The organism is Pseudomonas sp. W2Oct36 (assembly GCF_041060465.1).
Classification (GTDB): Bacteria; Pseudomonadota; Gammaproteobacteria; order Pseudomonadales; family Pseudomonadaceae; genus Aquipseudomonas; species Aquipseudomonas graminis_B.
Genome location: NZ_JAUERW010000002.1, coordinates 71,675 through 97,948 on the forward strand (window position 1 = coordinate 71,675; position 26,274 = coordinate 97,948).

Annotated in this window: 18 protein-coding genes; all 18 read left to right on the forward strand. The window is 57.7% G+C overall.

Features of this window, described 5'->3' with window-relative positions; all coding sequences use genetic code 11:
• The first annotated feature begins 18 nt into the window (after positions 1–18).
• Positions 19–813: a ParA family protein gene (locus QWI18_RS03100; RefSeq protein WP_065988051.1), complete on the forward strand. Its 795-nt coding sequence runs from the start codon at positions 19–21 to the stop codon at positions 811–813.
• A gap of 9 nt (positions 814–822) precedes the next feature.
• On the forward strand, positions 823–1,695 hold the full coding sequence (locus QWI18_RS03105; RefSeq protein WP_065988052.1) for a ParB/RepB/Spo0J family partition protein: 873 nt from the start codon (positions 823–825) through the stop codon (positions 1,693–1,695).
• 146 nt (positions 1,696–1,841) lie between these two features.
• A complete protein-coding gene (locus QWI18_RS03110; RefSeq protein ID WP_065988054.1) occupies positions 1,842–2,249 on the forward strand; it encodes a F0F1 ATP synthase subunit I in 408 nt (135 codons plus the stop codon).
• 16 nt (positions 2,250–2,265) lie between these two features.
• Complete coding sequence (atpB, locus tag QWI18_RS03115) at positions 2,266–3,135, forward strand: F0F1 ATP synthase subunit A (protein ID WP_065988055.1); 870 nt, start codon at positions 2,266–2,268, stop codon at positions 3,133–3,135.
• A gap of 137 nt (positions 3,136–3,272) precedes the next feature.
• Positions 3,273–3,530, forward strand: a complete 258-nt coding sequence (gene atpE, locus QWI18_RS03120; protein WP_002555987.1) for a F0F1 ATP synthase subunit C — start codon at positions 3,273–3,275, stop codon at positions 3,528–3,530.
• 57 nt (positions 3,531–3,587) lie between these two features.
• Positions 3,588–4,058, forward strand: a complete 471-nt coding sequence (locus QWI18_RS03125) for a F0F1 ATP synthase subunit B (protein ID WP_065988056.1) — start codon at positions 3,588–3,590, stop codon at positions 4,056–4,058.
• A 12-nt stretch (positions 4,059–4,070) separates the two neighbouring features.
• Positions 4,071–4,607, forward strand: a complete 537-nt coding sequence (locus QWI18_RS03130) for a F0F1 ATP synthase subunit delta (RefSeq protein ID WP_037016920.1) — start codon at positions 4,071–4,073, stop codon at positions 4,605–4,607.
• 21 nt (positions 4,608–4,628) lie between these two features.
• Positions 4,629–6,173, forward strand: a complete 1,545-nt coding sequence (atpA, locus tag QWI18_RS03135; protein WP_065988057.1) for a F0F1 ATP synthase subunit alpha — start codon at positions 4,629–4,631, stop codon at positions 6,171–6,173.
• Positions 6,174–6,223: 50 nt separating this feature from the next.
• Positions 6,224–7,084, forward strand: coding sequence for a F0F1 ATP synthase subunit gamma (atpG, locus tag QWI18_RS03140; RefSeq protein WP_037016916.1), 861 nt, complete (start codon positions 6,224–6,226; stop codon positions 7,082–7,084).
• A 28-nt stretch (positions 7,085–7,112) separates the two neighbouring features.
• Positions 7,113–8,489 (forward strand): F0F1 ATP synthase subunit beta, encoded by a 1,377-nt coding sequence (gene atpD, locus QWI18_RS03145; protein WP_065988059.1) that lies wholly within the window; start codon positions 7,113–7,115, stop codon positions 8,487–8,489.
• 44 nt (positions 8,490–8,533) lie between these two features.
• Positions 8,534–8,959 carry a F0F1 ATP synthase subunit epsilon gene (locus QWI18_RS03150; protein WP_037016911.1) on the forward strand — a complete coding sequence of 142 codons (426 nt, stop codon included), beginning with the start codon at positions 8,534–8,536 and terminating at the stop codon, positions 8,957–8,959.
• 121 nt (positions 8,960–9,080) lie between these two features.
• The gene (glmU, locus tag QWI18_RS03155; RefSeq protein ID WP_192130596.1) at positions 9,081–10,448 is read left to right on the forward strand and encodes a bifunctional UDP-N-acetylglucosamine diphosphorylase/glucosamine-1-phosphate N-acetyltransferase GlmU; all 1,368 of its coding nucleotides are present in this window, start codon (positions 9,081–9,083) and stop codon (positions 10,446–10,448) included.
• A gap of 176 nt (positions 10,449–10,624) precedes the next feature.
• Positions 10,625–11,395 (forward strand): DeoR/GlpR family DNA-binding transcription regulator, encoded by a 771-nt coding sequence (locus tag QWI18_RS03160; protein ID WP_208600742.1) that lies wholly within the window; start codon positions 10,625–10,627, stop codon positions 11,393–11,395.
• Between the two features lie 9 nt (positions 11,396–11,404).
• Positions 11,405–13,240, forward strand: coding sequence for a glutamine--fructose-6-phosphate transaminase (isomerizing) (gene glmS / locus QWI18_RS03165; RefSeq protein ID WP_369318195.1), 1,836 nt, complete (start codon positions 11,405–11,407; stop codon positions 13,238–13,240).
• A 508-nt stretch (positions 13,241–13,748) separates the two neighbouring features.
• Positions 13,749–15,470, forward strand: a complete 1,722-nt coding sequence (locus QWI18_RS03170; protein ID WP_369318196.1) for a ShlB/FhaC/HecB family hemolysin secretion/activation protein — start codon at positions 13,749–13,751, stop codon at positions 15,468–15,470.
• A 31-nt stretch (positions 15,471–15,501) separates the two neighbouring features.
• Positions 15,502–23,889 carry a DUF637 domain-containing protein gene (locus QWI18_RS03175; RefSeq protein ID WP_369318197.1) on the forward strand — a complete coding sequence of 2,796 codons (8,388 nt, stop codon included), beginning with the start codon at positions 15,502–15,504 and terminating at the stop codon, positions 23,887–23,889.
• Between the two features lies 1 nt (position 23,890).
• Positions 23,891–24,487, forward strand: a complete 597-nt coding sequence (locus tag QWI18_RS03180) for a DUF1629 domain-containing protein (RefSeq protein ID WP_192130598.1) — start codon at positions 23,891–23,893, stop codon at positions 24,485–24,487.
• A 994-nt stretch (positions 24,488–25,481) separates the two neighbouring features.
• Complete coding sequence (locus QWI18_RS03185) at positions 25,482–26,036, forward strand: hypothetical protein (RefSeq protein WP_244656892.1); 555 nt, start codon at positions 25,482–25,484, stop codon at positions 26,034–26,036.
• The last annotated feature ends 238 nt before the right edge of the window (positions 26,037–26,274 follow it).

Consider the following 26,274-nt stretch of genomic DNA (forward strand, 5'->3'; position numbering starts at 1 on the left):
CAGGGAACACACGCAAGAATGGCTAAGGTATTCGCGATAGCGAACCAAAAAGGGGGGGTGGGTAAGACCACAACCTGCATCAACCTCGCGGCTTCGCTGGTGGCTACCAAGCGTCGGGTGCTGTTGATCGATCTCGATCCGCAAGGCAATGCCACCATGGGCAGCGGTGTGGATAAGCATGCGCTTGAGCATTCGGTCTACGATTTGCTGATTGGCGAATGCGACCTGAATCAGGCCATGCACTTTTCCGAACACGGGGGCTATCAGCTGCTGCCGGCAAACCGTGATTTGACGGCTGCCGAGGTGGTCCTGCTCGAAATGCAGATGAAGGAATCGCGTCTGCGTTCGGCACTGGCGCCCATCCGCGAGAATTACGATTACATCCTCATCGACTGCCCTCCATCGCTTTCGATGCTGACGCTGAATGCGCTGGTTGCGGCCGATGGCGTCATTATCCCCATGCAGTGCGAGTATTTCGCGCTCGAAGGTTTGAGCGACCTTGTGGATAACATCAAGCGCATCGGTGAGTTACTCAACCCTCAACTCAAGATCGAAGGCTTGCTACGGACCATGTACGACCCGCGGCTCAGCCTGATCAACGATGTTTCGGCGCAGCTAAAAGAGCACTTTGGCGACCAGCTGTACGACACCGTTATCCCGCGCAATATTCGACTGGCTGAGGCGCCCAGCTTCGGCATGCCGGCATTGGCGTACGACAAGACATCTCGCGGCGCGCTGGCTTACCTGGCGCTTGCGGGCGAGATGGTCCGTCGCCAACGTCGCGGCAGTCGTGCCGCGGCCCAGCCCACTTAAGGAAATTCCATGGCCGTCAAGAAACGTGGACTCGGACGTGGGCTGGACGCACTGCTGAGCAGCCCCACCGTCACCGCCCTGGAAGAACAGGCGGTTAAGGCCAGTGAGCGCGAGCTTCAGCACATTCCGCTGGACCTTATTCAACGAGGCAAATATCAGCCGCGTCGTGATATGGATCCCCAGGCATTGGAAGAACTGGCGAACTCGATCAAGGCGCAAGGGGTGATGCAGCCGATCGTGGTCCGTCCGATTGCTGACAACCGCTTCGAAATCATCGCAGGAGAGCGCCGCTGGCGCGCGAGCCAGCAGGCAGGGATCGAAACCATCCCTGCCATGGTGCGCGACGTGCCTGATGAAGCGGCCATCGCGATGGCGCTGATCGAGAACATTCAGCGCGAAGACTTGAATCCGATCGAGGAAGCGATTGCACTGCAGCGTCTGCAGCAGGAATTTCAGCTGACCCAACAGCAAGTGGCCGAGGCGGTGGGTAAATCGCGAGTCAGCGTCGCGAATCTGCTGCGCCTGATCGCATTGCCGGAAGCGATCAAGACAATGCTTTCCCATGGTGATCTGGAGATGGGCCACGCCCGTGCGCTGCTGGGTCTACCCGAAGATCAGCAGGTTGATGGGGCGCGACACGTTGTCGCACGCGGTCTGACTGTGCGTCAGACCGAGGCACTGGTTCGCCAGTGGCTCAGCGGGAAGCAGGACGCTGCGGAGCCAGTGAAGGCCGATCCTGACATCACACGTCTGGAGCAGCGCCTCGCCGAGCGGCTGGGCTCCGCGGTGCAAATCCGCCATGGACAGAAGGGCAAAGGTCAGTTGGTTATCCGTTATAACTCTCTGGATGAGCTGCAGGGTGTGCTCGCCCACATTCGCTGAAACAAATCATGCGTAGCGCGTAGTCGGAAATCACTACCTGGCAGTTGAATAGGGGCTGAACCGCCCCTATACTCTGCGCGCATTTTGTCGGCACAATTTATGCCAAGTTATTGATTTTGGCGGCCGGCTCACGAGGAGCCCATGTGATGGAGACACGCACGCCAAACCGCTTGCCATTCCATCGCCTGGCTGTTTTCCCGATTTTGCTGGCTCAGTTGATTGTCCTTCTCGGGGCTGCGCTGGCGCTTTGGCAGTGGCACGGTGTCGTGGCCGGGTATTCAGGGCTTTGCGGAGGCCTGATAGCCTGGCTGCCGAATTTGTACTTTGCTCATAAGGCATTCCGGTACTCCGGGGCCAGGGCAGCGCAGGCCATCGTTCGGTCGTTCTACGCCGGCGAGGCAGGCAAGCTGATTTTTACGGCAGTGCTTTTTGCACTGACGTTTGCAGGAGTAAAGCCGCTGGCTCCGCTGGCGGTTTTCGGCGTATTCATACTGACCCAGCTGGTCAGCTGGTTTGCGCCCCTGCTACTGAAAACAAGACTTTCGAGACCTTAGGGCGTTTGAGGCAACCATGGCAGAGCAGACAGCTTCGGGCTATATCCAGCACCACTTGCAGAATTTGACCTTTGGTCATTTGCCTGACGGCAGTTGGGGCTTCGCGCATTCTGCGGCGGAAGCAAAAGAAATGGGCTTTTGGGCTTTCCACGTCGATACCCTCGGCTGGTCTGTCGCACTGGGTCTGATTTTCGTCCTTATCTTCCGTATGGCCGCAAAAAAGGCGACTTCCGGCCAGCCGGGCGCATTGCAAAACTTCGTTGAAGTCCTCGTCGAGTTTGTCGATGGCAGCGTTCGAGACAGCTTCCATGGCCGTAGTGCCGTGATCGCACCTCTGGCATTGACCATCTTTGCCTGGGTGTTCCTGATGAACGCCGTCGACTTGATTCCTGTCGACTGGATCCCGCAATTGGCAATCATGGTCACCGGTGATCACCACATTCCTTTCCGCGCCGTCTCGACAACCGATCCTAACGCGACGCTGGGTATGGCACTCTCCGTATTCGCGCTGATCATTTTTTACAGCATCAAGATCAAGGGTATCGGCGGCTTCATCGGCGAATTGACCCTGCACCCGTTCGGCAGCAAGAACATTTTCGTTCAGGCTCTGTTGATTCCGGTGAACTTCCTGCTTGAATTCGTGACTCTGGTGGCCAAGCCGATCTCCCTGGCACTGCGACTGTTCGGCAACATGTACGCGGGTGAGCTGGTGTTCATTCTGATCGCGGTCATGTTCGGCAGCGGCCTGCTGTGGCTCAGCGGTCTGGGCGTGGTCCTGCAATGGGCGTGGGCTGTGTTCCACATCCTGATCATCACCCTGCAAGCGTTCATCTTCATGATGCTGACCATCGTGTACCTGTCGATGGCTCACGAAGATAACCATTGAGACCCGCCTGGCGAGTCTGATGATCCCCTTGCTTCGGTAAGGGGGTGCCCGCGAGGGCTTGATGTAAGAAACGATTTTGCTTTACCGCTTTAATCTAAGAAAACCTAACCAATACGACGTAAAAGTCGGGAGGAAAGATGGAAACTGTAGTTGGTCTAACTGCTATCGCTGTTGCACTGCTGATCGGCCTGGGCGCACTGGGTACTGCAATCGGTTTCGGCCTGCTGGGCGGTAAATTCCTGGAAGGCGCTGCGCGTCAACCGGAAATGGTTCCAATGCTGCAAGTTAAAATGTTCATCGTGGCTGGTCTGCTCGACGCCGTGACCATGATCGGTGTTGGTATCGCTCTGTTCTTCACTTTTGCGAACCCCTTCGTTGGTCAACTCGCTGGCTGATCACTCGAATTTTCGAGTTGATTGGTGTGATGGACAACGAACGAGCGAGGTGTTGGCGTGAACATTAATGCAACCCTGATTGGCCAGTCCGTTGCGTTCTTCATTTTTGTGCTGTTCTGCATGAAGTTCGTGTGGCCTCCGGTCATCGCGGCTTTGCACGAACGTCAGAAGAAGATTGCGGATGGACTGGACGCTGCTACACGAGCAGCTCGCGACCTGGAGCTGGCCCAAGATAAAGTGGGTCAGCAACTGCGCGAAGCTAAGGCTCAGGCAGCTGAGATCATTGAGCAAGCCAAGAAACGCGGTACCCAGATTGTCGACGAAGCCCGTGAACAGGCTCGCGTCGAAGCTGACCGCATCAAGGCTCAGGCTCAGGCCGAGATCGAACAGGAACTGAACGGCGTCAAAGACGCGCTGCGCGCCCAACTGGGTAGCCTGGCAGTCAACGGCGCAGAGAAGATCCTGGGTGCCACAATCGATCAAAACGCGCACGCGGAGCTGGTAAACAAACTGGCTGCTGAAATTTAAGCGAGGGCGATCATGGCAGAACTGACCACGTTGGCCCGACCTTACGCTAAGGCAGCCTTCGAGCATGCACAGGCGCACCAGCAACTGGCCAATTGGTCAGCCATGCTCGGCCTGGCTGCTGCAGTGTCGCAAGACGACACGATGCAGCGCATGCTCAAGGCCCCGCGACTGACGAGCGCAGACAAGGCCGCCACTTTTATTGAAGTGTGCGGCGACAAGTTCGATGCCAAGGCACAGAATTTCATTCACGTCGTTGCTGAAAACGACCGTCTTCAGCTTCTGCCGGAGATCTCCGAACTGTTCGAGCTTTACAAGGCCGAACAGGAAAAATCGGTAGATGTGGATGTAACTAGTGCCTTCGCATTGAACCAAGAACAGCAAGACAAACTCGCCAAGGTTCTCAGTGCACGGCTCGGCCGGGAAGTGCGCCTGCACGCTGCGGAGGATGCTGCCCTGATAGGTGGTGTCATCATCCGCGCCGGCGACCTGGTTATCGATGGCTCAGTTCGCGGCAAACTCGCGCAACTAGCCGAAGCATTGAAATCTTGAGTTTGAAGGGGCAGCAGAGCAATGCAGCAACTCAATCCTTCCGAAATAAGTGAAATCATCAAGGGCCGCATCGAGAACCTCGATGTAGCCTCCCAAGCCCGAAACGAAGGCACTGTCGTCAGCGTGTCTGACGGTATCGTGCGGATTCACGGTCTCGCCGACGCTATGTACGGCGAAATGATCGAGTTCCCGGGCGGCGTTTACGGTATGGCACTGAACCTGGAGCAAGACTCCGTGGGTGCTGTCGTACTGGGCGCTTACACCTCTCTGGCTGAAGGCATGAGTGCCAAGTGCACCGGCCGCATCCTGGAAGTTCCGGTTGGTAAGGAACTCCTGGGTCGCGTGGTCGACGCACTGGGCAACCCTGTCGACGGCAAAGGTCCGCTGAACAACACCGAGACCGATGCGGTCGAGAAAGTTGCTCCAGGCGTGATCTGGCGTAAGTCGGTAGACCAGCCTGTACAGACTGGCTACAAGGCTGTCGATGCGATGATCCCCGTCGGCCGTGGCCAGCGTGAGCTGATCATCGGCGACCGTCAGATCGGTAAAACCGCTCTGGCGATCGACGCGATCATCAACCAGAAGAACAGCGGCATTTTCTGCGTCTACGTAGCAATCGGTCAGAAGCAATCGACCATCGCCAACGTTGTTCGCAAGCTGGAAGAAAACGGCGCTCTGGCCAACACGATCATCGTGGCGGCCAGTGCTTCGGAATCTCCTGCGCTGCAATTCCTGGCTCCGTATGCCGGTTGCACCATGGGCGAGTACTTCCGCGACCGCGGTGAAGACGCACTGATCGTTTATGACGATCTGTCCAAGCAGGCCGTGGCTTATCGCCAGATATCCCTGCTCCTGCGCCGTCCACCAGGCCGTGAAGCTTACCCAGGCGACGTGTTCTATCTCCACTCCCGTCTGCTGGAGCGTGCATCCCGCGTTTCGGAAGAGTACGTAGAGAAGTTCACCAATGGCGCAGTGACCGGCAAAACCGGTTCCCTGACCGCATTGCCGATCATCGAAACCCAGGCTGGCGACGTTTCCGCGTTCGTTCCGACCAACGTGATTTCCATCACTGACGGTCAGATCTTCCTGGAATCGGCCATGTTCAACTCCGGCATCCGCCCGGCAGTGAACGCCGGTGTTTCGGTATCCCGTGTGGGTGGTGCCGCTCAGACCAAGATCATCAAGAAGCTCTCCGGTGGTATCCGTACCGCTCTGGCTCAGTACCGTGAACTGGCAGCATTTGCCCAGTTCGCCTCTGATCTGGACGAAGCGACCCGTAAGCAACTTGAGCATGGTCAGCGCGTGACCGAGCTGATGAAGCAGAAGCAATATGCGCCAATGTCGATCGCTGACATGTCGCTGTCGCTGTATGCCGCTGAGCGTGGGTTCCTGACTGACGTCGAAATCGCCAAGGTTGGCAGCTTTGAACAAGCGCTGATTGCTTACTTCAACCGAGATCACGCCGATTTGATGGCGAAGATCAACGTGAAGGGTGACTTCAATGACGAAATCGATTCTGGCCTGAAAGCCGGTATCGAGAAGTTCAAGGCCACCCAAACCTGGTAAGCCGCAGCGGGAGCCGCGAGGTTCCCGCTTGCTAACCTGATAGGTGTTACATGGCAGGCGCAAAAGAGATTCGCAGCAAGATTGCGAGCATCAAAAGCACGCAAAAGATCACCAGCGCCATGGAAAAAGTGGCGGTCAGTAAAATGCGCAAGGCTCAAATGCGCATGGCTGCTAGCCGTCCTTACGCGGAGCGCATCCGCCAGGTGATTGGTCATCTCGCCAACGCTAACCCGGAATACCGTCATCCCTTCATGATCGAGCGCGAAGTAAAGCGCGTCGGTTACGTCGTGGTGAGCAGTGACCGTGGTCTGTGTGGTGGCTTGAATACCAACCTGTTCAAGGCTTTGGTCAAGGACATGGCGAAGAACCGTGAAAACGGCGTAGAGATCGATCTGTGCGTGGTCGGCAGCAAAGGTGCGGCGTTTTTCCGCAACTTCGGCGGTAACGTCGTCGCTGCGATCAGCCACTTGGGCGAAGAGCCGTCGATCAACGATTTGATCGGCAGCGTCAAGGTGATGCTGGATGCCTACCTGGAGGGCCGTATTGATCGCCTGTCCGTGGTGTCCAACAAGTTCATCAACACCATGACTCAGCAGCCAACGGTCGAGCAGTTGATTCCGTTGGTCGCGACCCAGGATCAAGAACTCAAGCACCACTGGGATTACCTGTACGAACCCGACGCCAAAGAGCTGCTGGACGGCTTGATGGTCCGTTACGTGGAGTCACAGGTCTATCAGGCGGTGGTCGAGAACAACGCGGCTGAACAGGCTGCGCGGATGATCGCGATGAAGAACGCCACTGACAACGCCGGTGATCTGATCAGCGATTTGCAGCTGATCTACAACAAGGCGCGTCAGGCAGCGATCACCCAAGAGATCTCGGAAATCGTCGGCGGCGCTGCCGCGGTTTAACGGTTCAAATATTCAGAGGATCCAGCTAATGAGTAGCGGACGTATCGTTCAAATCATCGGCGCCGTGATCGACGTGGAATTTCCACGCGACAGCGTACCGAGCATCTACAACGCGCTGAAAGTACAAGGCGCGGAAACTACTCTGGAAGTTCAGCAGCAGCTGGGCGACGGCGTAGTTCGTACCATTGCGATGGGTTCCACCGAAGGCTTGAAGCGCGGTCTGGACGTTATCGACAGCGGCGCAGCTATCTCCGTACCGGTCGGTAAAGCGACGCTGGGCCGGATCATGGACGTACTGGGCAACCCGATCGATGAAGCGGGCCCGATCGAGACCGAAGAGCGCTGGGGCATTCACCGTCCTGCGCCTTCGTTCGCTGATCAGGCTGGCGGCAACGACCTCCTGGAAACCGGCATCAAGGTCATCGACCTGGTTTGCCCGTTTGCCAAAGGCGGTAAAGTCGGTCTGTTCGGTGGTGCCGGTGTCGGCAAGACCGTAAACATGATGGAACTGATCCGTAACATCGCCATCGAGCACAGCGGTTATTCCGTGTTCGCCGGTGTGGGCGAGCGTACCCGTGAGGGTAACGACTTCTACCACGAGATGAAGGACTCCAACGTTCTGGACAAAGTAGCGCTGGTCTACGGTCAGATGAACGAGCCGCCGGGTAACCGTCTGCGCGTCGCCCTGACTGGCCTGACCATGGCTGAGAAGTTCCGTGACGAAGGTAACGACGTTCTGTTGTTCGTCGACAACATCTACCGTTACACACTGGCCGGTACTGAAGTATCCGCACTGCTGGGCCGTATGCCGTCTGCAGTAGGTTACCAGCCGACGCTGGCTGAAGAGATGGGCGTGCTTCAAGAGCGCATCACTTCGACCAAGGAAGGCTCGATCACTTCGATCCAGGCGGTATACGTACCGGCGGATGACTTGACTGACCCATCGCCAGCTACAACGTTTGCTCACTTGGACGCCACTGTCGTTCTGTCCCGTGACATCGCATCCCTGGGTATCTACCCAGCGGTCGATCCACTGGACTCGACTTCGCGCCAGCTGGACCCGAACGTCATCGGTCAGGAGCATTACGACACCGCTCGCGGCGTTCAGTATGTTCTGCAGCGTTACAAAGAGCTGAAAGACATCATCGCGATCCTGGGTATGGACGAGCTGTCGGAAACCGACAAGCAGTTGGTATCCCGCGCTCGTAAGATTCAGCGCTTCCTGTCGCAGCCGTTCTTCGTGGCTGAAGTCTTCACCGGTGCCTCGGGTAAATACGTTTCCCTGAAAGACACCATTGCTGGCTTCAAAGGCATCCTCGCCGGTGACTACGACCATCTGCCTGAACAGGCGTTTTACATGGTCGGCGGCATCGAAGAAGCGATCGAGAAAGCCAAGAAACTGTAATCCAGGCGCCCGGCAACGGGCGCTAATCAGGTTGAGGCAGGCAAATGGCTATGACAGTCCATTGCGATATCGTCAGCGCGGAAGGAGAGATTTTCTCCGGTCTGGTCGAGATGGTGATTGCACACGGTAACCTGGGTGATATCGGTATTGCTCCAGGTCACGCACCGTTGATCACCGATCTGAAGCCAGGTCCGATCCGTCTGATCAAGCAGGGTGGCGAAGCCGAGGTGTTTTACATCTCCGGTGGTTTCCTTGAGGTTCAACCGAACATGGTCAAAGTGCTTGCCGATACCGTGCAACGCGCTGCTGATCTGGACGAAGCCTCAGCTCAGGAAGCCGTCAAGGCTGCCGAGCGTGCTCTGAATGAAAAAGGCGCAGATTTCGATTACGGATCTGCTGCTGCACGTCTGGCGGAGGCCGCGGCTCAGCTGCGCACCGTTCAGCAAATTCGCAAGAAGTTCGGCGGCTAACCCCGACGTCTCGTTGCGCGATTGAGTAAAAGGGTAGCCTCGGCTACCCTTTTTCTTTTTTCGGCTTTCTCGCCCGAATCATCAGCTTGGCTAATGTGGCCTGCTCGTCTGGAATCCCTTCATGTCTCTCGATATCGTCATTCTTGCTGCGGGTCAGGGCACTCGCATGCGTTCTGCTCTGCCCAAGGTGTTGCATCCTGTGGCCGGTAAATCGATGCTCGGTCATGTTATCCATAGCGCACGGCAGCTTTCACCCCAAGGCATTCATGTGGTTATCGGGCATGGCGCCGAGCGGGTCCGCGAGCAACTGGCCAGCGATGATCTGAGTTTTGTTCTGCAGGACAAACAATTGGGGACAGGCCATGCAGTCGCGCAAGCGCTGCCGGTATTGACCGCCGAAACCGTCCTGATTCTTTACGGCGACGTCCCGCTCATAAAAGTGGAGACCTTGCACCGCTTGCTTGCCCTGGTAAACCATCAGCAACTGGGCCTGCTGACAGTCACCCTGGATGACCCAACCGGCTACGGTCGGATTGTTCGTGACACGGAGCACCGCGTCACTGCCATCGTCGAGCACAAGGATGCAACGGAAGCGCAGAAGGCTATCAAGGAAGGGAACACCGGAATACTCGCAGTACCGGGCAAGCACCTGGCCGACTGGCTGGGCCGCCTTTCCAATAACAATGCTCAAGGTGAGTATTACCTGACCGATGTTATCGCGATGGCCGTCAGCGATGGCTTGGTAGTCGCCACCGCACAGCCTGAAGATGCGATGGAAGTGCAGGGCGCCAATGATCGTAAACAGCTTGCCGAGCTCGAGCGTCATTACCAGCAGCGCGAAGCCCGCCGACTCATGGCGTTGGGCGTCACCCTTCGGGACCCGGCGCGTTTCGACGTTCGTGGCGACGTCACCACGGGCCGCGACGTGATGATCGACGTGAACGTCATCCTTGAAGGCCGAGTGGTGATCGAAGACGACGTTTCGATTGGGCCAAACTGCGTGATCAAGGACAGCACCTTGCGCAAAGGCGCAATCATCAAGGCAAACAGTCACCTGGAAGGCGCAATCGTGGGCGAAGGCGCGGATGCGGGGCCTTTCGCTCGTCTGCGCCCAGGCAGTGTGCTCGACGCCCGCGCCCACGTGGGTAACTTCGTAGAATTGAAGAATGCTCATCTGGGCGAGGGTGCCAAGGCGGGTCATCTGACCTACCTGGGTGACGCGGTCATCGGCGCGCGTACCAACATCGGGGCAGGCACCATTACGTGCAACTACGATGGCGCGAACAAGCACAAGACGGTGATGGGCGAAGACGTATTCATTGGCTCGAACAACTCGCTGGTGGCCCCTGTGCATATCGCGTCGGGCGCGAGCACTGCCGCCGGCTCTGCCATCAATCAGGATGTACCCGCCGAACAGCTTGCGGTCGCCCGTGCGCGTCAACGCAACATAGAAGGCTGGAGGCGTCCGGTGAAAATCAAGAAAGACTAAGTTATCCACAGGTCTGTTCGGCTGCTTGCCAGACAAGCAGCCGATGCCGGGTTTTGGATGGCATCCGTTCAAGCAAATCCCTGATTCCTTCTCTAGAAACGCCTCTCTCCCCTTGACGTATATCTTTCGATGAGCTTTCATTGTGATCGTTAACTTTCGAATCGAAACTTAAGATCATCATGTCGAAACGTAATACGCCCCAGCGCCGCCATAACATCCTTGCTTTGCTCAATGAGCGGGGCGAGGTAAGTGTGGATGAGTTGGCCAAGCGCTTTGAGACCTCCGAGGTGACGGTCCGGAAGGATCTGGCTGCGCTCGAAAGCAACGGGTTACTGCTTCGTCGTTACGGCGGCGCCATCCCCATGCCCCAGGAATTGATCGGCGAACCCGGCCAGCCCGTTTCCAGGTTCAAACAAGCCATCGCACGCGCGGCGGTTGCCCGCATTCGGGAACACGCACGGATCATCATCGACAGCGGCAGTACAACGGCTGCGATGATCCCGGAGCTGGGGTTGCAGCCGGGCCTCGTGGTGATGACCAATTCACTGCATGTCGCCAACGCGCTGGGTGAGCTGGAGCACGAACCGGTCCTGCTGATGACCGGCGGCACGTGGGACCCGCATTCAGAGTCGTTTCAGGGCCAGGTGGCAGAGCAGGTGCTGCGTTCCTACGATTTTGATCAGCTGTTTATCGGTGCCGATGGCATTGATCTGACTCGCGGCACAACCACATTCAACGAACTGCTCGGCCTCAGCCGGGTGATGGCCGAAGTCGCCCGGGAAGTGATCGTGATGGTCGAGGCTGACAAGGTCGGGCGCAAGATTCCCAATCTGGAGCTGCCCTGGAGCAGCGTCCATACCCTCATTACCGATGATCGCCTGCCTCAAGAGGCACGCGAACAAATTCAGGCTCGCGGCGTAACCTTGATTTGCGCTGCTGTTTCCTAGGAGAAGACCATGTGTGGAATTGTCGGCGCTGTTGCTGAACGGAATGTGACTGCGATCCTGCTGGAGGGTCTCAAGCGCCTGGAATACCGGGGCTACGACAGCGCTGGCGTAGCGTTATTCAACAACGCCGGCGTGCTCGAGCGTCGTCGTCGAGTCGGCAAGGTGAACGAACTGGAGCGGGCTCTTGCCGGCGAACCGGTGACAGGACGCCTCGGCATTGCCCACACCCGTTGGGCGACCCATGGCGCACCGCTGGAGCACAACGCGCACCCGCATTTCTCCAACGAGCAATTGGCGGTGGTCCACAACGGCATCATCGAAAACCATGAGCCGCTTCGCGAGCGCTTGAAGGGTCTGGGTTACGTGTTCACGTCTGACACGGACACCGAGGTCATTGTCCACCTGCTGCACCACAAACTGCGGGACACCCCTGACCTGGCCGCTGCCTTGAAGGCTACGGTCAAAGAACTGCACGGCGCGTATGGTCTTGCGGTCATCAGCGCACAGCAACCGGATCGCCTGATTGCCGCTCGCAGTGGCAGTCCGCTGGTGGTGGGCCTGGGCCTTGGGGAAAACTTCCTCGCCTCCGATCAACTGGCATTGCGTCAGGTCACCGATCGCTTCATGTACCTGGAAGAGGGCGACATCGCCGAGATCCGCCGCGACAGCGTGCAGATCTGGGACGCCTCCGGCCTGCCCGTCGAGCGGGAGACCGTTCAGTACCACGAGGGCGCAGAAGCGGCGGACAAAGGCGAGTACCGCCACTTTATGCTCAAGGAAATCCACGAGCAGCCAAAAGTCGTGCAGCGCACCCTGGAAGGCCGCCTCGGTCAGCAGCAGGTTCTGGTGCAGGCATTCGGGCCGCAAGCGGCGCAGCTGTTCGCTAAAGTGCGCAACGTGCAAATCGTCGCCTGCGGCACCAGCTATCACGCCGGCATGGTCGCGCGTTACTGGCTCGAAGGCCTGGCTGGTATTCCCTGCCAGGTCGAGGTGGCCAGCGAATTCCGCTACCGCAAAGTCGTGGTCCAGCCGGACACGCTGTTCGTTTCGATCTCCCAGTCCGGCGAGACGGCTGACACCTTGGCCGCGCTGCGCAATGCTAAGGAACTGGGTTTTCTTGCCAGCTTGGCGATCTGCAACGTGGGCATCAGTTCGCTGGTGCGTGAGTCCGATCTGACCCTGCTCACTCAGGCCGGCCCGGAAATCGGCGTCGCGTCGACCAAAGCGTTCACCACCCAGTTGGTCGCGCTGATGCTGCTGACGCTGTCCCTGGGTCAGGTCAAAGGCACGCTGGAAGCTGGCGTGGAAGCAGAACTGGTTGAAGAACTGCGCCGCCTGCCGACCCGCCTGGGTGAAGCGCTGGCGATGGACACAACGGTGGAGAAAATTGCCGAACTGTTCGCCGAGAAGAATCACACCCTGTTCCTGGGGCGTGGCGCGCAATTCCCGGTGGCGATGGAAGGCGCGTTGAAGCTCAAGGAAATCTCCTACATCCACGCCGAAGCCTATCCGGCCGGCGAACTGAAACACGGCCCGTTGGCCTTGGTGGACAGCGACATGCCTGTTGTCACCGTGGCACCTAACAACGAGCTGCTGGAGAAGCTGAAGTCCAACCTGCAGGAAGTGCGGGCACGGGGCGGCGAGCTGATCGTCTTCGCGGACGAACAGGCTGGGCTGATCAACGGAGAGGGCACCCATGTGGTTTCCATGCCACATATCCTCGATGCACTGACGCCGATTCTCTACACCATCCCGCTGCAACTGCTTTCGTATTACGTGGCAGTGCTCAAGGGGACGGACGTGGATCAGCCGCGTAACTTGGCGAAGTCTGTGACGGTGGAATAAGTTATCCACAGGGCATTGGCCGAGGTCGCCACCGTCCCAGCGAATTAGGGAATCGAAGCCCTCGACGCGTTAAGCGTAAAGCTCACTCCGGTGAGCTTTTATGCCGTTTAAAGCGCAGTTTAGTGCGCGTTAACCTGCCGGTGAGATAAGCACAGACCTCAGCGCGTGGATCTACCCTCTGAGTTGGCGCGGCAGTTTGATAATTGGGATCCAGTTCACAAACCTCGTGCGAACTTTCCTGCATTCCTCGGTACTAAGGTGTCTCGGCAGTAGCTTGATGGCTAATTAATAGCATCTCGGTAAACTTCGCCGCTCTGTTACCAAACGGCTGCCGCTTGTCGGAACAACCACGCCGGTAACAGGCTGTAACTCTTTTTTGTACTTTATTCCTATACCAATCAAAGACTTGCAGAATTATTTGTCAAGAACGCCCATCTGATCCAACGCTTTGGATCACCGGGGGGTTCGATGTTAATTTGCCGCCCCTTGATTTTTCGACGGATCGAACATGCCCTTGTCATTGCCACGGATTCGGTTACTGCTGTGCACCTTCCTGCTCACGTGTGTGAGCCTGAACAGCGCCACCGCTGCCCCCACGCCCGGCGATCAAGACCTGATCCGCGACCGGCAGAACCGCCTGCTCGAAGAGCAAAGCCGCCGCCTGCAAGAGCTTCAGGACTTGCCCGGCAAACAGGCCAAGCCCGAGGCCCCGGCCACGCCGGCCGACAGCCGCTGCTTCCCGATCCAGGACATCGAACTCAAGGGGGCCGACAGCCTGTCCGCCACCGACCGCACGCGCCTGCTCAAACCTTACATCGGCCAATGCCTGGGCGTGACGCAGCTCAACGAACTGCTCAAGGTCATCACCGACTACTACATCGACAAGGGTCGCGTCACCAGCCGTGCCTACTTGCCGCAACAAGACCTCTCCAGCGGTCACCTGCAGGTGCTGGTGGTCGAAGGCAAACTCGAAGCGTTGAAAGCCGCCGAGGGCAGCACCGTGACGGACCGCGAACTGGCTATGGCCTTTCCAGGCAAAGTCGGCGAGGCGCTCGACCTGCGCGAGATCGAGCAACTGGTGGACCAACTCAACCGCTTGCCCTCCAGGCAGGCGCAAATGCAATTGACCCCGGGCCAGCAAATCGGCGGCAGTGACGTAGTGGTCAGGAACATCCCGCAGAAGCCCTGGCGCGCCAGCCTGTCGCGTAACAACGACGGCCAGGAAAGCACCGGTGAACAGCAATGGGACGCGGGCCTGGAATGGGACAGTCCGCTGGGCCTGGGCGACCAATTGATACTGCGCAGCGGCCACGACGCTGTCAGTGACCACCAGGAAACCTCGAAAAACAACATGCTGTATTACAACGTGCCGTGGGGCTGGTGGAACTTCAGCTACACGTACAGCGAAAGCGACTATCGCACCTACGGCCAGACCGACAGCAGCGAATTCAAGCTCAATGGCGATAACGAGAACCACCAGCTGCGCGCCGAGCGGGTGATCCATCGCGATGACGTGAGCAAGACCTCGGTGAACGTCGGCCTGGCCCATCTGCGTACCAACAACTACGTGCTCGACGTGCGCACCGAGCCGAGCAGTAACCGCCTCAGCGAACTCCAACTCGGCCTCAACCACGGTCGGCGCATCGGCAATGCGTTCGTCAACCTTGACCTCGGCATGCAGAACGGCATCGGCCTGCTCGATGCCCAGTCTGAAGAAGAACGCGATGAGTTCGGCAACCGGCAGGCCAATTCGCGCTACCGCAAATACACCGGCACCGTCAGCTACCTGCAGCCGTTCACGCTGTGGGGCGAGTTGTTCAGTTTTTCCAGCCTGGCCACCGGTCAGCGTAGCGAAGACATCCTCTTCAGCCCGCAACGCATGAGCCTGGGTGGCTCGGCCTCGGTACGCGGCCTCAAGGACCAGCAGCTTACCGGCGACAGCGGCGGTTACTGGCGCAACGAAGTGCGCTGGGCACGCCCGGTAACGCTGGATTGGATGCGCCCGGCCTTTGCCGAGTACGGCACCAGCGTCGGCTACGACCAGGGCGTGATCAGCAACGACCGCTACAACGGCGACGTGCATGGTCGAGTGTCCAGCAATTCCCTGGAGCTGTTCGCTCGGGGCAAGTACGTCAGCACCAGCGTGACCTTTGCCCATTCTTTAGAAAGACCGGGAGCAGTCACCGAGCGCGAAGCGCCGATCTACTTCCGTATGGATTTCTTCCTGTAATTCAACGCCCCGTTACATCGAGAATCTGACAATGGACGTTCGCCAGTTTGCCTTCCTCGCTCGCCAACCTTCTTCTGCGCTGAAGCCGCGGGACTCGTTCTTCGGCCTGCCCAAGCGCGGCCTGGTGCTGATCCTGATCAATGCGCTGTTCTGGCAGCCACTGCTGGCTCAGGCCGAAGGCATCGTGGTCAGTGCCCCGGGCACCACCGTAGGCCAGGCGGGCAACGGCGTGCCCGTGGTGAACATCGCCACGCCGAACGGCAGCGGCCTGTCCCATAACAAGTTCCAGGACTACAACGTCGGCCCCAACGGCGTGATCCTCAACAACGCCACCGGCATTGTGGCCAACACCCAGTTGGGCGGCTATATCGTCGGCAACCCCAACCTCAAGGGCGGCGCGGCCAACGTTATCCTCAACGAAGTCACCGGCAGCAACCCCAGCCAATTGCGCGGCTACACCGAAGTGGCGGGGCAGTCGGCCAAAGTCATCGTTGCCAACCCGTACGGTGTTACCTGCAGCGGCTGCGGCTTCATCAACACACCGAACGTCACCCTCACCACCGGCAAGCCGGTGCTCGACGCGAACGGCCAACTGAAAAGCTACCAGGTCGACGGCGGCGCCGTGACCATCGACGGGGAAGGCTTGAACGCCAGCAACGTCGACCGCTTCGACATCATCACCCGCTCGGCCAAGATCAACGCGCAGATCAATGCGCGCGAACTGAATGTGATCGCCGGTCGCAACGATGTGGACGCCCAAAGCCTGACAGCCACACCCCGCGCAGACGATGGCAGCACCAAGCCCGAGCTGGCGATTGACTCGTCGGCCCTGGGCGGGATGTACGCCGGCGCGATCAAACTGGTGGGCACCGAGGCCGGTGTGGGCGTGAAGCTCGACGGCACGCTGGCGGCCAGTGGCGGGGATATTCAACTGGATGCCAATGGGCGCCTGAGCATGGCTCAGGCGGCGGCCACCGGTAACGTAAGGGTTACGGCGCAGAGCGTTAACCTGACTGACAAGGTTTACGCCACCGGCAACGTAAACATCACCAGCGCTCAAGCCCTGGTCAACCAGAAGAGCGTGGCCGCCGGCCAACGCATTGAACTGAACGCGGCCAGCGTGACCAACGCCGGCATCATAGAAGCGGGCGTGGCAGCGGACAACAGCCGCAACGCCACCGGCGACCTGGTGGTGAACGCGCAAACCGTCAACACCAGTGGCGACCTGCTGGCCAGCCGCGCCTTGGCGATCACCGCCGCGCAGGCGCTGACCAACCAGGGCAGCATCGTCCAGGCCAAAACCGTCAGCGTCAATACGAGCAACCTGACCAATCAGGGCGCCACCGCACGCATCTTCGGCGAGCAAAACCTGGCAATCAGCGCACCTGCCATTGCCAACCTGGGCGGCTTGATTCGCTTCGGTGAAGGCCAGGCCACGACGCTCGACACGGCCTCCCTGGATAACCGCCAGGGCCGCATTGAAATGGCCGGCGGCAGCCTGGTGCTCAGCAGTGCCGCCCTGAACAACAGTGGCGGGCAAATCGTCGCCAACGACCTGACGGTCAACGCAGCCAGCCTCAACAACCAGAACGGCGTGCTGGTCGCCGGTGCGCTGACGGTGAACGCCGGCGACCTCGACAACAGCCAAAAGGGCCTGATCCAGGCCGACAACGGCGCGCTGAACCTCTCCGTCGCCAATGCCTTGAATAACAGCCAGGGTTTTGCCCAGGCCGGCACCGACCTGAATCTCAACGCAGGCAGCGTTAGCAGCAACGCCAATGGCGTACTTAGCGCCAATACCGGCAAGTTGACCGTGGTAACCGCCCAGCAGCTCAATAACGCTCAGGGCCGCTTGCAATCCGGGCAGGGCAACGTGGAGCTTCACGCTGCGAAACTCAATAACCAGAGCGGCGTGATCGTCGGCAAGCAGCTGCTGCTCGACGCCAGTGGCGGTGACATCGACAACCGCGCCGGGCGTGTGCTGGGTGATCAACTCGACGTACGCGCGTCCAGCCTGGACAACCGTGACGCTGGCCTGCTGGCCGGTGGTGCGCAAGGGGTGAGCCTGCTGCTCAAAGGACCGGGCCAATTGCTCAACGCCCAAGGCCGCATTCAAAGCGAAGGCCTGTTGCAGCTGGACGGCGAGCGCCTCGACAACAGCGCGGGCATCCTGCTCGGCCAGTCGGTCGAAGTGACTGCGCCGACCTTCACCAACAGCAATAAAGGTGCCCTGGTCAGCGACGGCGGCGACATCACCTTCAACGTCAGCGACCTGCTGACCAACGCTGGCGGCACCCTTGATGCGGGTGAGCGCAGCATTCTGGTCAAGGCCCTCACTACCCTCGATAACATCGGCGGCACTTTACGCGGCAAGCGCGTGGACATCACCGCCCAACACCTGAACAACGACGGCGGCGGCCAACTGCTGGCTGGCGATCAAGGCCTGAGCTATAGCGGCAGCGATGTGTCCAATCGTAAAGGCCTGATCCTCAGCGCAGGCGCGCACACCCAGCTGGATACCGGCAGCCTGAACAACAGCGGTGGCACCGTGCAGGGCGATACCCTGACCGTCACCGCCAACGCGGCGGACAACGGCGACGGCGGCCTGATGGCAAGCTTGCTCGGCAACTTGCAGCTGACCGTCGAAGCCCTGGCCAATCGCGGCGGCAAACTGTTCGCCAAAGAACAGGCCACCGTCAGCGGCGCCAGCCTCGACAACAGCGCAGATGGCCAGATCAGCGGCAACCTGATCAACCTGACTTCACGCGACACGCTCACCAACAACGGCGGCCTGATCGAGGCCAACCAGGGTCTGACCTTCACGGGCGGCAACCTCGACAATAGCGCCGGCGGCCAGCTGCGTGCACTGGCCGGTGCCAGTAGTAGCCTCAACCTCAGCGGCGCACTCAACAACCAGAACGGCACCCTCGAATTCGGCAGCACGGCTTTCAACCTCGATGCTGCCAGCCTGAACAACACGTCTGGCCTGTTGCAGCATGCGGGCTTGGGCGCGTTCCACATCAATACCGCCAGCCTCACCGGTAGCCAAGGCACTATCAACGGCATGGGCAGCGCCGACTGGGCATTCGGCACCGTCGATGGCCTGGGGAGCGTGCAACTAAACGAAGTCCTCACCTATAAAAGCACCCAAGGCCTGACCCTGAAGGCGGGCGATCGCATGGCCAGCGGCAAGGGTTTGATCCTCGACGTAGCCAGCCTGAACAACGGCGGAGAACTGCTCAGCGACGGTGACCTAAGCATCACCACCACCGGCGACATGACCAACAGCGGCCGGGTGTCAGCCCTGCAAACACTGAGTGTGGCGGCGAATAACCTCAGCCAGAACGGCGGCCGTCTCGCAGGCCTCAATACCCAGGTCAAGCTGGGCGGGACTCTGGACAACCTCGGTTTACTCACCGCGCGTCAGCAGCTGGACATCGCAGCGACGCAGATCAATAACCGGGGCACCCTTGGTGCTCAAGGCGCGGTGAACCTGACGGCCGTCAACGGTATCAACAACGCGGCAGACACGCTGTTGTTCAGCGGCGGCGACATGACGTTGCGCGGTAATGGTTTCAGCAACCTGTATGGCGACGTTTACAGCAAGGGCGACCTGAGTTTTGCAGCGGCGGATGGCGGCAAGGCGGCGCTGTTCAGCAACCGCTCCGGCACCGTGGAAAGCGAAGGCTCCATCGGCATCAATGCAGGATTTATCGAAAACGCCAAAGACGAGTTCGAACTCGGGCAGACGTTGACCACCGGCAGCCTGAGTTGGATCTGTTACCAGCACTGCGGCGAGAAAGACAGCTGGGAACGTGGCGAGATCACCATCTACGAGACGTACCTTGAGGCGGCGACCAAGGATTCGGTAGCGGCGCGCCTGGTGGCTGGCAAAAACATGCTGGTGCAAGGCGACAATGTGCAGAACCGCTACAGCCTGATGGCAGCCAACGGCGACCTGAGTATCACCGCCGGTGACCTGCTGAATCAGGGCGCCGCGACACGCACAGGGGAGCGCAAGATTGTCGTCAGCACGCCAGGTCACGTTTCCGACGATTTGTTTGAACGCATGCAATATGTCGACGTTCCAGCGTTCAATGCGGCCACGGCGGCTGGGCATTTCGATAAGGCGCGCTTCGAAGAACTGAAAAACCGCTCACCCGATAGCCAGCCTTTCGCCCACTCAAGCGACGTCACCACTTGGACCGACAACGGCGGCCCAGGCTACGCGGCCACGATACAAGCCGGCGGCACCGTCAACCTCAACGTCGCGCGCACCCTGCAAAACGGCACGCTGCATAACAACACTCTGGCGCAGTTGACCGGCACCCTGGGCGACGACCAGACCGGGATCCCCGTCGGCGGCATCAATATCAACCTGAGCAAACACGCCAACGACCCAAGCGCTCAAGCCGCCGGTAGCCTGTTGCCGGTTGCCAGCGTCGCCCCCGGCGGCGGCTTCGTACCCGTGGACTACACCGGCACGCCGTTCGCGCCGGTCGACCCCACCACCGCGCCGAACTTCCAGACGCCCAAGGGCGAGTACGGCCTGTTCGTCAAAAACCCCGACCCGACCAGCCATTACCTGATCGAGACCAACCCGGAATTTGCCACCACCACGGGCTTTTTCAGCTCCGATTACATGCTCGGCAAACTCGGGTTAACCGATGACAACGCCTGGCGCCGCCTGGGCGATGGCCAATACGAGAGCCGTCTGATCCGCGACGCCGTCCTCGCGCAAACCGGCCAACGCTTCCTCGCCGGCGGCCTCTACAGCGACGCCGACCAATTCCGCTACCTGATGGACAACGCCCTCGCCAGCAAAGACGCCCTGCGCCTGAGCCTCGGCGTGACGCTCACCAGCCAGCAAGTCGGCGCTCTGACCCACGACATCGTGTGGATGGAAAACCGCGTGGTCGACGGCCAGACCGTCCTCGTGCCGGTGCTCTACCTGGCCCAGGCCGAATCACGCAACGTACGCGGCAACAGCCTGATCCAGGGCCGCGATCTCAACTTGGTCACCGGCGGCGACCTGATCAACGTCGGCACCCTGCGCGCCAGCAACAACCTCTCCGCCGTCAGCAGCGGCAGCATTTACACCGGCGGCCTGATGGAAGCCGGCAACAACCTGAGCCTGCTGGCCCAGGACAGCATCCGCAACGCCATGGCCGGCGAAATTCGCGGCAACCAAGTCAGCCTCGCCGCCCTCAAGGGCGACATCACCAACGACAACACCGCGATCCAGGTACGTGACGGCGCCGGCATGCGCACCCTCACCGACACCAGCGCGAGCACCATCGTCGCCCGCGAAAACCTCGCCATCGACGCCGGGCGCGACCTCACCAACCGAGGCGCACTCACCGCCGGCAAAGACGCCAACCTGACCGCCGGCCGCGACCTCAACCTGATCGCCGCCAGCGACACCCGCGTCAAGCACGAGACCCGCGACGGCGGCGAAAAATCCAGCATCACCACCGACGTCAAAAACCTCGCCGCCAGCGTCGCGGCAGGCGGCAACCTCAATATGAAAGCCGGGCAGGACGTCAACATCATCGGCAGCACGGCCACAGCCGGCAAAGACCTGAATATTCAGGCCGGGCGCGACTTCAACGTGGCGTCGGTCAGCGAGATGCACAACGTCGAGGGCAAGGAAAAACACGGCAAGGAACGCATCAAGACCTCGGATGACCAGACTACCCAAGTGGCTAGCGTGTTGACGGCAGGCGGGGACTTTGTGAGCCAGGCCGGGCGCGATACGACGATTGTGGCGAGCAAGATCAGCGCGGGGAATGAGGCTTATCTGTACAGCGGGGATAAGTTGAGTTTGTTGGCGGCTGAGAACAGCACGCACACCCTCTACGACATGAAGAAAAACAGCGGCTGGGGCTCCAAAAAGACCCAGCGCGATGAGGTAACCCGCGTTACCAATGTCGGCACTGAGATCAAGACGGGGAGCGACTTATCGCTTGTCAGTGGCGGCGACCAGTTGTATCAGCGCGCCAAGCTCGACAGCGCTAATGACCTGACGATTGCCAGCGACGGCGCGGTGACGTTCGAAGCGGTTAAAGACTTGCATCAAGAGAGCCACGAGAAAAGCAAGGGTGACCTAGCCTGGACGAGCGCCAAGGGTAAGGGTAATACCGACGAGACGTTGCGTCAGAGTGAGTTGAAGGCGCAGGGCGAGTTGGCGATCAAGGCCGTGGACGGCTTAAGGATTGATGTAAGGCAGGTTAACCAGAACACCGTAAGCCAGACCATTGACGCGATGGTCCAAGCGGACCCAAGCCTCGCCTGGATCAAGCAAATGGAGCAGCGCGGCGATGTTGACTGGCGTGAGGTCAAAGAGCTGCACGACAGCTTCAAATACAGCAACTCAGGCCTGGGTGCCGGCGCGCAAATTGTCATAGCGATCATTGTTACCTACTTCACGATGGGGGCTGCCACGGGTGCAATCGCCGCTGCTGGAACGGGCACGTCGATGGCTGGTGCGACGGCTGCTGCCACCGCCACGTCTGCGGCAGGCTGGGCCAATGCTGCGGGCAGCGTCGTTCTTGGCGGCATGGCCAGTAATGGTGCGATCAGTACGATCAATAACCGTGGCAATTTAGGCGCAGTGTTTAAGGACGTAACCTCCAGCGATGCGATGCGAGGCTATGTTGCATCCGGTGTTACTGCAGGGCTAACCGCAGGATTGTATGACGACTGGACCAGCACGCAGACGGGCACTACTACCGCGCTGCCTAACTCAGGCGCAGTAGCCTCTGCTAGCCCACTGAGTACTTGGCAAGGTGTTGGTCAATTCACTGCGAATCAGGTTCTGCAAAATGGCACATCGGCCATCCTGACTAAGGCGCTGGGAGGGGAGGCCAGCCTTGGGGACGCATTGCAAAGCAGCCTTGCCAATGCATTTGCTGCTTATGGCTTCAACATGATTGGTGACGTCTCCAAGAATCGATTTGCCGACGGCGGCATCACCAAGATTGGACTGCACGCGTTGATGGGCGGGCTGGCAGCTGAAGCGGCTGGCGGCGATTTCCGCACCGGCGCATTGGCAGCCGGTGTGAATGAGGCTTTGGTGGATAGCCTCTCCAAACAGTACGCCAGCATGCCTGAGGATAAGAGAAAAAGTTTGCTGGTGATGAGTTCGCAGTTGATTGGCGTGTTGGCGGCCTCGGTTGACAGCGATGCTGACGGTGAGAGTTTGCAAACCGGAGCATGGGTTGCGGGAAATTCGACACAGTACAACTATCTAAATCATGAAGAAAATCAAGAGCGCTGGGCTGCCAAGAAAAAATGCCAGGGCGGAGATAGCGCTGCGTGCGGGCGTGCTGACGCTCTGGATGCTCTAGATAAAAATCGAGATTTGGCGCTAACCACGGCCTGCACTGCGAATGGTGCTGGTACTACCTGTCGTTTTTTACGGCAAGAAGCATCCGCGGCTGCTAGAAGCCTGGTGGTTGCGAGATTCGGTCCTGAGGCTAAAGAGCAGGCTAAGCAAATTGATCAAAATAAGGAGCTTGCGGCGTATTCCATTGAGGCGGAGCTTCGAAGCATTAGGCAAGTAGATAGCCCGATTGCCCTTGCTCAGACAGAGCGACTGGCTAAGCAGCTCGCTGAATTTGGATCAGACTTCATTCCGGTTTACGGCGATGCGAAGGGCTTTTATGAGGCTGAGGATCCGTTTGACTATGCAGTGGCGAGTGTTGGGCTGATCCCGGGCGCCGGCGATGCAGCCCAGAAAATCTTAGGGAAAGCTAAAAAACTTTATCTGGAAGGTAAGGTCGCCGAGTCTGCAGATTTGGTAGAGGGGCTTTCGAAAGAACTGTCAACGGGCAACTTGAAAGCAGTTGGAGAGGTACCATCAGGCAAGCCTTTAGCCCTAGCTTCACCTGAGTTCAACGTACCAGTAGACTATCATCTGAGTCGGAATGCAGACGGCACGGCCACGGTCACAGGACCTAGAGGTGGAGTGTATAACTCAACTGGGCGTTATACTGCAGAAGGAAAGCCAGTGTACCGAGATAACAGTGGCGGCTATGTTACATTGGATGGCGGTCGGGCTAGTGTTCCTGCACCCGTAAATTATGAATCCATACCCATACACCATATTTGCACTAATAAATGTACCTCTGGAGCGAATGGGCAGATTGCGTGGACAAAGGAATACCAGCAATTCTTTGATGGAGCTAATCTTAATATTAACAGCGCCACGGAAAATTTGGTTGCGGTGCCAGGACACAGAGGGCCTCATCCTATCGAGTACCATCAGTATGTATTTGGTAGCTTGGAGCAGGCTACTCGAGGATTAGAGCCAGGGACCCAAGCTTATCAATCAGCTGTGACGAGAACATTAGAGGGGATTAAGAAGGAGGCAGTAATCGTGGGTAGTGAAGTTAATAAGTGGCTTACGAGGGACTGAGATGAAATATTATTTAATGCGGCAAGACGTAACTGTCTGCGATAAGTGGGTGCTTGGCGACGTAAAGCATGTAAATAACTGGCATTTTAGTGATCCTCCAGTTAATTTCATGGAGCCAGGTACGTATACGCTTGATGTCAAGTTCGACGGTAGAGAGGTTGATTATTCCCTCGCTGGATACGCAGGTGTTCCAGTCTTAAGCGAAAAAGCACGGAATTCGCTAGTCGGCTTGCGAGAAGTTGATGAGCCTTATCGAGATGTCATTTTTGCGCCAGTTGAAATAAGTAATAAAGAAGTTTGCCAGAACTATTTCCTGATGATCATTGAGACGCAAATTGATTGTGTAGATGAAAAATGCTCGCGCTTCAAAAAGTTTGAAGTTGATGATCCTGTCAGGCCTGATATGGCTGGCAATTACCGTGCTTTCTACAATTTAGTAATCGATCTGGATAAGGTAGGTGCAAGTCATATTTTTAGACTAAAAAAGTATTTGGGCGCTATTATAGTTAGTGAGGAAGTGAGGCAGCGGTTGATCGCGGCTGGCATCGTCGGCGTCCTGTTTGACTCAGTCATTGGTGATCAAGAAACTGTTACTTAGTTGCTTGATTAGTGGTGAGGTGGTTCGGCCAATTTTTGCTAGGATTGGGTCGATAGCTTTACGATATATATACGTTTTGTGGAAACTCAGCGCATAGAGGGTGGCGTTGATATTTGGCTTGTAAGCCAAGATTTAAATTCGGATGTAAGTTGCTGGGTTATTGAGCGAGCCCAAGGTGCGCGCAATGAAATTAAAAAAAATACCTAGCAATGAAAATATTCTTCATATTTTTATTTTGCCCTTTTTTCGCAGGTCTGCTCATAGAACCAATTTCTCTAATAGTCATGCTTGTAGGACTGTTTTAGCAACGCTGGTTAGCCAGGGAAAGTGAGGGGGGGGACGCGTTTTCAATTCTGTTGACTGCTCCATTTATTGCGGAGCTAGTTTTTTGCCTTCCCTTGCATTTGCATGCTGTATAAACATTGTTAAGCCGACTGGAACTTTAAAAGTTTGCAGGAGTGTTTCGATTTTCGGGGCTGTAGTTGCTTCTTTATATATGTTTTTGGCGGATTCTCATTTACGTCGTAATAGTTTCAGTTTGAGCGTTGTGAACAGCATGTTTCCTGCTTCGATTGCTTTCTTTGGAGGGGCGCTAATGACGGGGCTGCTATCGTATTGGCCCTTCCCGAAATATTTTATTGAGTGCAGGCGGTAAATTACAAGGTCTTGGAAGATAACAGTGGTCTGACCCCTATTTTCGCCGTAAACGAAGATTTTGCCCATTGGGTTCCAGCGGGGTGGGTTGGCGGACGCGAGCAAGGTAATAGAGTACGGAAAGCAACATAATATTAGCGTGATCACTAAACGATTTTGTGGCTAATCATATGGTTGAAATTGAAGTTGTTTTTAACGAGAGGTTACGTGATTGCACTTCAGATGTGTGGGGAAGCCTGATCCAGCCGCTCAGAAAAATTAATGAAAGTGCCGTCACTGATGGATTCTCGGGCAAGAGATTATTGTTGACGGACGTCTCGGATTACTTGATAAAAAATAAGTGTCGAAGTTTTTTATTGAACTGGCAAACGGTTCTGTTGAGTTTTCGTATGTGGCAGATAAAGCGATTTATCGGCTTGATATGAAGCACTTGGCTAACTCGATTGAGGTGGCCCAATCCTTGATGGAAGGGTTGATCGATGAGTCCGGATTTGTTCAGGCGCGAATTTACGACGCTGAGTATGAGCGTTGGCAGAATGCCGAGAGTCTTACGCTCTTTGAAGTTGAGTGCGCTGAGCATGCTCATCTGCCCAAGAGAAGTAACGGGCTTCCTTTTCCGTTGACCCAAGAGATCGTAGATATATCAAAAAATCTTGGGCGCTGGGTTTTAAAAAGCGGCTATATTGAGGCAGTTGGCGCTGTCATGTGGGTAAATAAATCCTTGCTTCAGGTAGAGGGTGTGGACGAAAAGACGTTAATGGATGTCGACTGCTTTGAAGTAGAAGATTTGGGTGGAGTTTTGAAAATCGCTGCCTATGATCAGTGCTTCACTTCAGCCGTAGGGGCTCAGGCTGAGAGGCAGGCCTTGCTGAGGAAAGTTTTGTTTAATACGTAAAGTTTCAGCGAGAAGCTGGCGGATTTAGTTGAGTGTTAAGCCCTTTACAACTCGAATGAGTCTGCCTCCTTTATCTTCATCTTGGCTGCTTGCCTACCGGCACCACTGAAAAGGAAAGCGTCTCGCTGCGCCGTGTCACCAATATTGCTACGGGCGACCAACGTTACGCCGGCATCATCCAGGCCGGCGGCGCGGCCACTGTCATCACCCAGAACAACATCGATAACACCGTGGTGCG

What these genes read in the sequence shown, in the direction of transcription:
- QWI18_RS03100 (WP_065988051.1), top strand. Translation starts at nt 19, where the DNA reads ATGGCTAAGGTATTCGCGATAGCGAACCAAAAAGGGGGGGTGGGTAAG.
- QWI18_RS03105 (WP_065988052.1), top strand. Translation starts at nt 823, where the DNA reads ATGGCCGTCAAGAAACGTGGACTCGGACGTGGGCTGGACGCACTGCTG.
- QWI18_RS03110 (WP_065988054.1), top strand. Translation starts at nt 1,842, where the DNA reads ATGGAGACACGCACGCCAAACCGCTTGCCATTCCATCGCCTGGCTGTT.
- atpB (WP_065988055.1), top strand. Translation starts at nt 2,266, where the DNA reads ATGGCAGAGCAGACAGCTTCGGGCTATATCCAGCACCACTTGCAGAAT.
- atpE (WP_002555987.1), top strand. Translation starts at nt 3,273, where the DNA reads ATGGAAACTGTAGTTGGTCTAACTGCTATCGCTGTTGCACTGCTGATC.
- QWI18_RS03130 (WP_037016920.1), top strand. Translation starts at nt 4,071, where the DNA reads ATGGCAGAACTGACCACGTTGGCCCGACCTTACGCTAAGGCAGCCTTC.
- atpA (WP_065988057.1), top strand. Translation starts at nt 4,629, where the DNA reads ATGCAGCAACTCAATCCTTCCGAAATAAGTGAAATCATCAAGGGCCGC.
- atpG (WP_037016916.1), top strand. Translation starts at nt 6,224, where the DNA reads ATGGCAGGCGCAAAAGAGATTCGCAGCAAGATTGCGAGCATCAAAAGC.
- atpD (WP_065988059.1), top strand. Translation starts at nt 7,113, where the DNA reads ATGAGTAGCGGACGTATCGTTCAAATCATCGGCGCCGTGATCGACGTG.
- QWI18_RS03150 (WP_037016911.1), top strand. Translation starts at nt 8,534, where the DNA reads ATGGCTATGACAGTCCATTGCGATATCGTCAGCGCGGAAGGAGAGATT.
- glmU (WP_192130596.1), top strand. Translation starts at nt 9,081, where the DNA reads ATGTCTCTCGATATCGTCATTCTTGCTGCGGGTCAGGGCACTCGCATG.
- glmS (WP_369318195.1), top strand. Translation starts at nt 11,405, where the DNA reads ATGTGTGGAATTGTCGGCGCTGTTGCTGAACGGAATGTGACTGCGATC.
- QWI18_RS03170 (WP_369318196.1), top strand. Translation starts at nt 13,749, where the DNA reads ATGCCCTTGTCATTGCCACGGATTCGGTTACTGCTGTGCACCTTCCTG.
- QWI18_RS03175 (WP_369318197.1), top strand. Translation starts at nt 15,502, where the DNA reads ATGGACGTTCGCCAGTTTGCCTTCCTCGCTCGCCAACCTTCTTCTGCG.
- QWI18_RS03180 (WP_192130598.1), top strand. Translation starts at nt 23,891, where the DNA reads ATGAAATATTATTTAATGCGGCAAGACGTAACTGTCTGCGATAAGTGG.